Here is an 11482-nt window from a genome sequence, read left to right on the forward strand (position 1 = left end):
ACTAATTGAATTTGTTATATGATCCGCATTATACTCCTCAGCATCGTTTTGGGTTTTTGTTTGCCTGCACGCGCGCAACAGCTATTTGACAACGATTGGTTATTTTACAGGGGCAATGCACAAGGTGCTGAAAATCCGCTGTTTGATGATAAAGACTGGAGAAAGGTAGATCTGCCACATGACTGGAGTATAGAAGACCTGCCGGGAACGAATTCCCCTTTCAGTAAAAGTGCGATTAGCCAGGTAAACGGCGGTTTTACAACAGGTGGTACCGGCTGGTATCGCAAGCACTTTACACTACAAAAAGATAGCAAACCCATCATCCTGCAATTTGATGGTGTATACATGAATGCCACTGTCTGGCTCAATGGAAAAAAACTGGGCAGGCACCCTTATGGCTATACCACTTTCAGTTTTGACATCACCGATAAAATAGTGTCTGGCAAAGAAAATGTGCTCGCCGTGCTGGTAAGGAATGAAGGAGAGAATAGCCGCTGGTACGCTGGTTCGGGCATTTACAGGCATGTATGGTTAAAAAGCAATCAACACAGGATTGCCATTACTACACCCCGTGTGACCAGGCAATCAGCGACTGTTGCGGTTGACACAGACCTGCCCGGCAGCACCAGCATATTCAATCAAAAAGGAATACTGGTAGCAAAGCAACCAACCCCGTCCACCAGCCAGCAGATACAGCTCTCAAAGCCCGCCCTCTGGTCTGTGGATACCCCCAATCTTTACAAAGCCGTTACTATCATAGGCACTGATACCGTTATCACTACCTTCGGTATCCGCACCTTTACTGTCGATGCTGTAAATGGTGCCCGCCTGAATAACCTGCCTGTTAAACTAAAAGGTGGTTGCGTGCATCACGATAATGGCCCGCTTGGTGCCAAAGCCTACGACCGTGCCGAAGAGCGAAAAGTTGCTTTGCTGAAAGCCAGTGGATACAATGCGATCCGTTGTGCCCACAATCCACCTTCTCCTGCGTTTTTAGACGCCTGCGACCGTTTAGGTATGCTGGTGGTCGACGAAGCTTTTGACACGTGGAAAGACGGTAAAAACCCCGAAGACTATCATGTGTTTTTCAACGACTGGTGGCAACGGGATCTGGAGAGCATGGTAAACAGGGACAGAAACCATCCTGCAGTGATCATGTGGAGCATCGGAAATGAGATCCCACACCGGGAAAAGCCAGAAGTAGCTGCTTTAGCGCATACCATGCGGCAGTATGTCCTACAGCTGGACAGCACCCGCCTCATTACCTGTGGTGTCAATGGCATTGCACCGGACAAAGATACTTTCCTCTCTGCCCTCGATGTAGCTGGCTATAATTATGCCCTTGATCAATACGAACCGGATCATGCGCGTATACCAGACCGGGTGATCATGGCTACTGAATCTTTCCCGCTGGACGCCGGTGCCTATTGGGAAGGTGTCATCAAACACCCCTGGGTAATCGGTGACTTTGTCTGGACTGCCTTCGACTATATGGGCGAAGCCAGTATAGGCTGGCTGGGTTACCTGCAGCACCAGGGTTTTTATCCGTGGAACCTTGCCTATTGCGGAGATATCGACATCTGTGGCTGGAAACGCCCTCAATCCTATTACCGCGATGCCCTCTGGATGCCGGAGCAGTTATCTCTCTTTGTACACCCACCTCAACCTACTTATCCACTCAACCCCGACAAGTTAGACTGGAGCCGCTGGGAATGGCAGGATGTAACCGATAGCTGGAACTGGCCGGGCAATGAAGGAAAACCACTGGAAGTAGTGGCCTACAGTTCTTATGAACAGGTAGAACTTTTTCTCAATGATAAATCGCTGGGTAAAAAAGCCGTAAAAGATCATGCCGCCAGCTGGCAGGTGCCGTATACAAAAGGTACCCTCACCGCTGTAGCCGGCAGGAAAAAAGCGACCCTGGCGACCACCGGGCAATCCGTACGACTTGAGTTACAGGCAGACACCCGCCAGCTTGCTGCTGATAACCAGGACCTCGCTTACATCACAGTGAACCTGCTGGACAGCGCAGGCCACCGTAACCCGGAAGATAGCTCCCTGATTACTTTCAAACTGGAAGGACCCGCTACCATCGCCGGGGTCGGTAATGCAGACCCCCGTAGCCTGGAAAGTAACCAGGCCCCGCAGAGAAAAGCATTCCACGGCCGCGCAATGGTCATCATCAAAGCTGGCAGAACACCCGGCACTATCCGCCTTGTGGCTAACAGTTCCAACCGGCCTCCCGCAGAAATCATCCTGCATCAAACCAGCCAACGGCAATAGACCAGACATGCAGAAATGTCTGCTACCATACGGCGCGAATGAGCAGTAAAAGAATCAACATTTTAGGTTACATGTAAGCATTCTGCCTAACATAAAGGCGCATATCAAACCGGCTGCGGCAACGCTCCCGGATCTGGCTGGAAATGATAAAAAAACAACCCCACATACAGTAAAACGGCAGAGTTGACATCATTATAACCGCAGGCAAATACACACATGTGCTATTGTCGCAATTACCCCTGTTGTTAAAAAAAATGTAAAAAGATGGTGCGCGTTAATAAAAAATTTTTAGATTTGTTACTCAAACTTGTGTAGCATAAGGTCACGTTATGGCATTTATTGATTAATCCAGTGTGTTATTTATTGATTAATCCATTTGTTCATTTTTTCACTTAAAACTTATTGTAGTAAAACCAGAAAAAAACGTAGCAACCATCTTTATTAAACTTAAACTAAAACGATTTACTTAATGACCCGTCACTGACCAGTGTTCAGTGCAGCATTACATGTCCACAAAAGAGTATTCAGATCACATATAAATAGTTCCATGATGAAAAGTAACCATTTTATGCGTTGTACAGGATTGCTATTCCTGTTAACCATGCTGCACTTCCATACCCTGATGGCCCAGCAAAGGAAGGTCACAGGGCAGGTCTCAGGCAAGGAAGGCCCTCTCACAAACGTATCTGTGCAGGTGAAAGGCACCACCACGGGTGCATACACAGATGAAAAAGGACAGTTCACGATCGCAGTGCCCAATTCCAGTGCTGTACTGGTAGTTCGCTATGTAGGTATGGAAACAAAAGAAGTACCTGTAGGCGATCAGACCACCCTTAATATCTTATTGACCCCATCTGCCAGTGATCTGAACGAAGTGGTAGTAGTCGGTTATGGTACTACCAAACGTACGGACCTCACCGGTAGTGTGGGTAGTGTCAATGCAGACGAGTTGATGGAAAGACCCTCTCTCACCCTGCAGCAAGCCATGGCGGGTAAAGTAGCCGGTGTAAATGTAAACACCAACTCTGGTCGCCCCGGTGGCCGTACCAGCGTACGTATCCGCGGTTTTGGTTCTATCAAGGCCACCAACGATCCGCTGTATGTTGTAGATGGTATCGTATATCCTGCTGATATCTCTACGATCAACCCAAATGATATCGAAAGCATGGACATCCTCAAAGATGCATCTGCTACCGCTATTTATGGTACACGTGGTGCAAATGGTGTAATCATGATCACGACTAAGAAAGGGAGTAAGAAAGGCGGTGTGGTGAGCTACAGCGGTTATGTAAGCGCTGGAAGAATGGCCCGCAAACAGGATGTATTGAATGCCAAAGAATTCCTGGCTACCGAAGATCTCGCTTATGCCAACGCTGCTAAATACGATCCAACCGGATTCGCTAATGGTGCATACAAAGATCCTAAAGTAAAACGTGCCCAGTATATCGGTAAACTCTTTGACCAGAACCTGAACCCACTCTACGATGTAGACTGGCAGGATGCCGTAACACGTACTGCTATCAGCCAGGGCCACAACCTGTCTTTCACAGGTGGGGATGAAAAATCTACGTATGGTTTATACCTGGGCTACAACGACGAACAGGGGGTGATTAAAAATTCTTATGCTAAAAGATATACTGCCCGCGCTACTATGGACCGCCAGATGACTGACTGGTTGAAAGTAGGAGGTACCATTGGTTATGTTGTCAACAACGAAAAACGGCAGGATGCAACCACTGGTGGTAACAACGTGACCCGCCAGATGATAGAAATGATTCCCATCGTTCCTTTTAAATATCCTGATGGTACCTATGGCAGACGAGGTGACTACGAAGGCATGGAGTCTGGCGATAACCCGCTGTCACAGCTGTATGAAGATAACCGGCAGTACCACAATAACGTGTTTAACGGAAATGCATATGCCAATATCAGGCTCTACAAAGACCTGACTTTTACCAGCACCTTTGGTGCCAATGTGCGTGATGAATATGATCCATATTTCAACAGTACCTTATCTAACCTGGCCAACGAATATGGGAAGAACTATGCGGAAATTACCTCTTACCGCTCTACTTTCTACCAGTGGGAAAACCACTTCTCCTACGATAAAACCATTGGCAAAGATCATCGCATCAGCGCCACTGTAGGTCAGGAAATACAGAAGCTTAATTATCTCAAGTATGTCGTAGCCGTGCAGAGTCTTAGTGATGACTATTATGGCTGGAATAACCTGGGTGCTGCTTCCACCGTAAATACACCTTCTTCTGAAGCATATTCATGGGCAATGGCTTCCTTCTTCGCCAGGGCCAACTACGCCTACAAAGACCGTTACCTGGTAACATTCACTGGTCGTTATGATGGTAGTTCCCGTTTCGGTGCAGACAATAAGTTTGCCTTCTTCCCATCTGCCGCTTTAGGCTGGCGTGTGTCTGAGGAACCTTTCCTGAAAGACAATCCAACTGTCAACAACCTGAAACTGCGTGCAAGCTACGGTCTGACCGGTAACTCTGAAATAGGTCAGTACAAGTCACTGGCCAATATGACTTCCAATACCCTGATCTTCAATGGTACCCGTGCCGCAGGTACAGTGATCAGTACGATGGCCAACCCCGACCTGAAATGGGAAAAAACCAGGCAGGTAGATGTGGGCTTTGACCTCTCCCTGTTCGACAGCCGGCTGAATATCGCTGCCGATTATTATAAAAAGAATACCAAAGACCTCCTGCTCGATGCACCAGTGCCTGCTACCAGCGGTTATACCACCCTGACCCGTAATATCGGTAGCCTGCAAAACTCAGGTTTTGAATTCAGTGTAAATTCCGTGAACATCGATCAGAAGAATTTCTCCTGGAATACCACATTCAATTTCTCTACACTGAAGAACAGGATCACTGCGCTGGGTAGCAACAACGAAGACATTTACATGAACCCTAACTTCCTGGACTATACCAATATCCTGCGTGTGGGTAAATCTGTAAGTTCCTTCTATGGATATGTACGTGAAGGTACCTGGAGTACAGCCGAAGAAACGCAGGCCGCAAAGTATGGTGCCAAACCAGGTGACCTGAAGTTCAAAGACATGAACAACGATGGCCAGATCAACAGCCAGGACCGCACCATTATCGGGAAAGGTATTCCTGACTGGTATGGGACCCTCTCTAACACCTTCCGCTATAAACAATTTGACTTCCTGCTGGAATTACAATATTCCTATGGCAATGATGTATTCAAACTGGCCGAACACTCTTCTGAAGACAGAACCGGTATTGCCAACAGCTTTGCAACTGTACTGAATGCCTGGACACCTGAACACCAGAATACACCGATCGCCCAGATCAGGCCTACTGCTGCCGGTTACACCAGTAAGCTGGATAATCACAAAGTGGAAGACGGCTCATTTATCAGGGGAAAGAACATCTCCTTTGGTTATAACCTGGCACCAGCTACCTGCAAGCGCATGGGGATCGGTAATGCCCGTGTATATGTAGCTGCACAGAACTTCTTCCTCATTACCAAATACACAGGTTATGATCCGGAAACAACGACATGGGATGACACCTTCGCACAGGGGATGCAGTTCCATGACTATCCCAAAGCAAGAACTGTCATGCTGGGACTGAATGTAACTTTCTAATCACAGACCTCTTAAATGTACATTATGAACCGCAGTATAATAGTATTATTAAGCCTCTCCCTGATGGGTATGACAGGCTGTAGTAAATTCCTGGAAGAGAAGAATCCTTCATCTATCACGATTGATAATTATTATAAGAATGCCACCCAGGCACAGTCAGCCGTAGACGGTGCCTACGAACAATTAAGGGTCTTCCAGAATGGAGATGGCTATGGTGAAACGCCGTGGATCTCTATGGAAATGCTGGTAGGACATGCAAAAACGCTGGGGCAGAGTACCTACAACAGTAGTATGATCAAACATACCGCCGGTACCAGCGATCCTGTATTCATGTCGGTATGGAAAGGCTTTTACAACGGGATTTCCAACTGCAATGTGGCGATCCAGCACATTCCTGATGTAAGCATGGATGATAACCAGAAGAGCAACCTGATGGGGCAGTTATATTTCCTGCGTGCCTTCTACTATTACCACCTGGTACGCTTGTATGGTGATGTACCATTGGTGCTGGAAGCAGTAAGTGCAAACAGTCCCCTGTTATATCCGAGCCGCACACCTGCTGCAGAAGTATACGACCAGATCGTGAAAGATCTGCAACTGGCGGAAGCATCTGCACTGCCTGCTTCTGATGTAACAGGCCGTGTTTCAAAAATGGCGGTAAAGTCATTATTATCCAGTGTATACCTGACCATGGCAGGATATCCATTGCAGAAAGGTACGGCTTACTACCAGCTGGCTGCCGATAAGGCTGCTGAAGTGATCAATAGTGGCAACTACCAGTTGTTTACCAGCTATGCCTACCTGCACGACAGGGCACATAAAAATGGGAGTGAGTTCATTCTGCAGGTGCAATATTCCGGAAGCATTATCTCCAACAATATTGCGCGCCTGATCATACCTGAAAAGATCGGTATATCGAAGTTTGGGGATGAATATGGTGCACTCATGCCATACAACCAGTTCGTAGCTTCCTATGAACCGGGTGATAAGCGCGCAGAAGAAAAACAGTTCTTTTTTACCAATTACAATGGCAGGGATTTCGGTGAATATGCCCTGTATAAATACTGGCTGGAAGAAGCGGCTAATCCAACTACCGGTGATGCCAACTCAGATGAGAACTGGACCTTGTTCCGCCTGCCTGAGATTATGCTGATCTTTGCAGAAGCAAGTAATGAAGTAAACGGGCCAACGGATGCCGCTTATACCCAGATCAACGCCATCCGTGCAAGAGCGAACCTGGCACCACTGTCCGGCCTGACAAAGGATGCATTCCGTCAGCAGGTGTGGAAGGAGCGTTATCATGAACTGGCTTTCGAAGACAAAGCTTACTTCGATATCCAGCGTACACATATGATATATGACTTACCAAACAATGTATTTGTAGACGCGACCAGCAAACCTAATATCCAGGGGGTTACTTTTACCACGAAGTACTACATCTGGCCATTGCCACAAAATGAACTGGATGCGAATAAGAACCTGACACAGAATGACGAATGGAAATAACAAAAAAACGTCCGCGAAAGCGGACGTTTTTTTTAGATAGGGTTTTCAAGGATAGGTTGGGGTACGTTCATTTTATCTTTACTTTATCAATCCTGATTTTTCCGCAGCTAACTGCGCGTTTATTTTAACAACCAAATCGTCATAGTGTAACCTGGTCAGTTTGTCCAGACCAGCATTCGCGGCCTGTTTCTTACAGAGTGCCAGGATTTTCAGCAGGTTCTCTTTCACCAATGCTCTTTCGTCTGACTTGTCAAAGTTGAAACCGAATGGCATCACCTGGTCACTGATATTTCCATCCTGGTTACCGATAAATACCTGCTGCATTAATCGTGCAATATAGCTTTTCTGTAAAGCACGACGATACATGTCGACACTCTTACCTGCATAAGCTTCGGTAAAGATGCCTTTATTCAGATCGTCGAACATTTCGGTCAGGGTGTATACTTTCACATGTTTTTCCGCCGCATATACCTGCTCTGACCATAGCAGGCGGCTGAAACGTGCACGACTCAGTATGCCATTCAGCAGATCACGTTGTGCTTCACCGATTTCAGTAACGAAGTTCAGCGTAGTTCTTTCTATCAGTTCGCTTTGCAGCCAGGTAGGCGTTTCAAACATTTGCCTGTTCACAAAAGCCATGGCTGCTTTTTGTTTCTCATAGGGTGCTGGTGCGACGTTGCTTTTTGCCGCATCGCCTACCATGTTTTCAGTCACATATACACTACCGATATTGGCCATCGCGTGACCGATGTACATAAAGAACTGGCTATACAGGGTTTTCACCTGTTCCAGCGGTTTGTCAAAGTCTTCCCCTTTTTCACCTGCCCAGCTCAATATACCCGGCATTAATCTTTTCAGATTTTTGATACCATATTCACCGGCTTTTACGGCGTCGTCACCCAGGTCTTCGTTCTGACAACGGGCATCGGTGAAGTTCACTTCACTGCCAAAGTACAGGCGGTGGTTAGCTGCCAGGCTATCGCTCACCATTTTAGACAAGGCCGCTTTTTCTTCAGCAGCATTTTTATATTCATGGTGCATGTCGTATCCCCACTTAATGGCCCAGTAATCGTAGTCATTAATACGTGGGAACAGGCCCGCTTCACCAATATGATCTTCAGGCTGTGCTACGTAGTTGAAACGTGCATAGTCCATGATAGAAGGGGTATGGCCATGTGCTTCTACCCATGCCTTGTCGCGCAGTTTTTCAACAGGTACAGTGGAGCTGGAACCGAAGTTGTGCAACAGACCCAGTGTATGACCTACTTCGTGGGAAGAGACGAAACGGATGAGCTGGCCCATCAGGGAATCCGGCAGTTCGTTGCTGAGTGCACGTGGATCAACAGCACCACATTGTGCCATGTACCAGCGTTGCAGCAGGCTCATTACGTTGTGATACCAAAAGATATGACTTTCGATGATCTCACCACTACGCGGGTCGGAAACGCTTGGTCCCATAGCATTGGCAATCACAGAAGGACGATAGATGATAGCAGAGTGGGTCGCATCATCAATGCTCCAGGTGCTGTCTTCTTCTTTGGTAGGAGCAATGCGTGCATACACGGCATTTTTGAAACCGATCTTTTCGAAGGCTTTCTGCCAGTCATTTACACCCTGGATCAGGTAAGGTACCCATTTCTTAGGCGTGGTAGGATCGATGTAATATACAATTGGTTTAGCTGGTTCTACCAGTTCACCACGTTTATACTTTTCCACATCTGCAGGCTTAGGTTCCAGTCTCCAGCGTTTTACATAGATCTGTTGTTTTACACCCTGGGGATCTGCATCGTAGTCAATGTAACCTACTGTGAAGTACCCCACACGACCATCCATGGCACGTGCTTTCATTGGTTTTTCGGGCAGCAGTACCATAGAGGAGTTCAGCTCTACAGTATAAGAAGAAGATGTCGGGTTCAGACCGGCAGTATAAGTCTTTACTGCATGCACTTCTACATTGGAAGTAAAGGCACGTACATAATCGACAAAGCTACGGTCATTGACCTGCGAACCCATACCTGCTTTGTCCTTGAATGCTTTCTTCTGGAAGTAGAGGACTTCGTTGTCGCTGTTTACAAATTCAGTCGCATCGAATACCACACCACTTGAATCAGGTGCGTATGCAGCGATGGTAAATGCCATTGCGATGGCCTGCACATTGTTTTTCTGTACACTTGCGAACATTGCCTGGGTACTGTCTTCGCTGTATTCTCTGAAAGAGATACGGCGTAAGAGCAATTTTTTGGCAGGTCCCAGTTCGAAACGGAATACAGTTTCCCCAATCTGGTCACCGGCATAGCCGGCGCTACCGTTACGCATTTCAGCAGATGCTTTTGAAACACGGCTCACGATGAGGATGTCTCTGCCCATTATCTTATTAGGCACTTCAAAGAAATACTTCTCGTCTTTCTGGTGTACAGTAATGAAACCTTTGCTGGATTTCATATCAGCCGTGATCACTTCCTTGTATGGTTTAACAGGGGTAGTAGTGGGCTTCTTTGTGGAGTCAGCGGGTGTAGCGCCTTTCTGTGCGGCAGGCTGTTGTTTCTTTTTGTGTCTAAAGATCTGACCATGAACGGTGGTCACCGCCATAAGAGAAATCCCTATGGCGATGGCTATCGTAGAACGTTGGCATTTGAGCATGATTCGTTTGAATTTTGTTTATTATGACTAGTAACCATCATTCTGTTTGAGTGCTGCATTGGCAGACAACTGGGTAGCAGGAATCGGGAGTAATGCTGCATACGGTTTCCAGGATGTTTTTTCGGCACCCAATACTGCATCGATCGTACCGGTACGTTTCAGATCGTACCAGCGGTTACCCCATTCGAAAGCCATTTCTACCTGGCGCTCGTGGAGGATAGCAGTCAGGAGGTCGTCGTTGCTGCCTGTATATCCTGAAAGGCCAGCCCGGGTACGTACAATATTCAAATGGGTGATAGCGTCGGAAGTCTGGCCAAGATGAGCTTCAGCTTCTGCCAGCACCAGGTACATATCAGCCAGTCGGAACATGACATAGATCTCGCTGGTTGCTGCCTGGTATGTCCTGTTTTTATATTTTGTTGGATAATAGTAGGTACTTCCGTAAAGAGACATTGACGTAATCCAGGAAGCCTTGCGGAGGTCATTTTCCTCAAATGCATTGCTCAGCAGACTATTTACCTGGTAAGCAGGCGCAGAGTATATGGAAGAAGGCAGTAATGTATAACCTTCACCTGTCTGATAATTGTAGTTGGAAGATATGCTACCTGGCAGACTCCAGATAATTTCATTGCTTCCTGTCAGGAATATAGTAGATGGTGTAGATGCCATTGAATAAAGACCAGATGCTAAGATCTGGTTCACCATCAACGCAGCGCTATCCCATTGCTGGCGATATAAGAACACCTTCGCAGAGAGTGCCATGGCTGTATACAGATTCGGACGGATCCTGGTACCGGCAGTAGATGAATAATTTGCCTTTAATCCGGAACGGGCTTCCGCCAGGTCCGCCTGGATCAGTTTATAGACCTCGTCCACAGATGCCCTGGGCTGTGTAGACGTTACATTGAAATCAGTCACTGTTACCAAAGGCACGCCTCCAAAGAGGTTTACTAAATGGAAATAATAAAAGGCACGGTCAAACTTCATCTCTGCTACAAGCGCTTTTTTAAGCGAGTCACTGATAGCGGAAGTACCACTGATACCAATGATATTCGCATTCATCTGGTATAGGTTGGAATAGGCAGAACCCCATAAAGTGACAGCCGTTCCATCGCTTGGTGTATATGCATTGTTTACATAGGTAGAACTATATGCATAGAGCAATTCATCAGCAGCTTGTCCCATATTGACAGTTACCTGTATAGCACCAATAGTACCGCCGGAAAAGTTCGCTTTGAAATTGGAATAGACACCTGCTACAGCCGACATAATATCTGCACTGTCACGGAATACACTCCCTTCCGAGATCTGGTCGATCGGATGATCCGGAATATCAATCAGCTTGTTGCAGGAAAAAGCAAACAAGGCCACTGCTGCAACGATATATAAGGCGAGATTTTTTTTCATGATAATAAGCAT

Annotated in this window: 5 protein-coding genes; 3 read left to right on the top strand and 2 right to left on the bottom strand. The window is 46.9% G+C overall.

Annotation, left to right across the window (positions count from 1 at the left end; translation table 11 throughout):
* Positions 1-18 precede the first annotated feature (18 nt).
* The 3 genes from ABDW33_RS11225 (at position 19) to ABDW33_RS11235 (ending at position 7423) form a co-directional block, all read left to right on the top strand.
* On the top strand, positions 19-2283 hold the full coding sequence (locus ABDW33_RS11225) for a glycoside hydrolase family 2 TIM barrel-domain containing protein (RefSeq protein ID WP_343690158.1): 2265 nt from the start codon (positions 19-21) through the stop codon (positions 2281-2283).
* 547 nt (positions 2284-2830) lie between these two features.
* Positions 2831-5917 carry a TonB-dependent receptor gene (locus ABDW33_RS11230; RefSeq protein WP_343690159.1) on the top strand — a complete coding sequence of 1029 codons (3087 nt, stop codon included), beginning with the start codon at positions 2831-2833 and terminating at the stop codon, positions 5915-5917.
* 24 nt (positions 5918-5941) lie between these two features.
* Positions 5942-7423 carry a RagB/SusD family nutrient uptake outer membrane protein gene (locus ABDW33_RS11235; RefSeq protein WP_343690160.1) on the top strand — a complete coding sequence of 494 codons (1482 nt, stop codon included), beginning with the start codon at positions 5942-5944 and terminating at the stop codon, positions 7421-7423.
* 78 nt (positions 7424-7501) lie between these two features.
* On the opposite strand, the gene ABDW33_RS11240 is transcribed toward ABDW33_RS11235, so the two are convergent.
* A complete protein-coding gene (locus tag ABDW33_RS11240; RefSeq protein WP_343690161.1) occupies positions 7502-10063 on the bottom strand; it encodes a zinc-dependent metalloprotease in 2562 nt (853 codons plus the stop codon).
* Between the two features lie 27 nt (positions 10064-10090).
* Positions 10091-11470 (bottom strand): RagB/SusD family nutrient uptake outer membrane protein, encoded by a 1380-nt coding sequence (locus ABDW33_RS11245; protein ID WP_343690162.1) that lies wholly within the window; start codon positions 11468-11470, stop codon positions 10091-10093.
* Positions 11471-11482: the final 12 nt, after the last annotated feature.

Source organism: Chitinophaga sp. (genome assembly GCF_039596155.1).
Taxonomy (GTDB): Bacteria; Bacteroidota; Bacteroidia; order Chitinophagales; family Chitinophagaceae; genus Chitinophaga.

Excerpts from the sequence above, each read along its gene's own strand:
- ABDW33_RS11225 (WP_343690158.1), top strand. The coding sequence starts at position 19 with ATGATCCGCATTATACTCCTCAGCATCGTTTTGGGTTTTTGTTTGCCT.
- ABDW33_RS11240 (WP_343690161.1), bottom strand. The coding sequence starts at position 10,063 with ATGCTCAAATGCCAACGTTCTACGATAGCCATCGCCATAGGGATTTCT.
- ABDW33_RS11230 (WP_343690159.1), top strand. The coding sequence starts at position 2,831 with ATGATGAAAAGTAACCATTTTATGCGTTGTACAGGATTGCTATTCCTG.
- ABDW33_RS11235 (WP_343690160.1), top strand. The coding sequence starts at position 5,942 with ATGAACCGCAGTATAATAGTATTATTAAGCCTCTCCCTGATGGGTATG.
- ABDW33_RS11245 (WP_343690162.1), bottom strand. The coding sequence starts at position 11,470 with ATGAAAAAAAATCTCGCCTTATATATCGTTGCAGCAGTGGCCTTGTTT.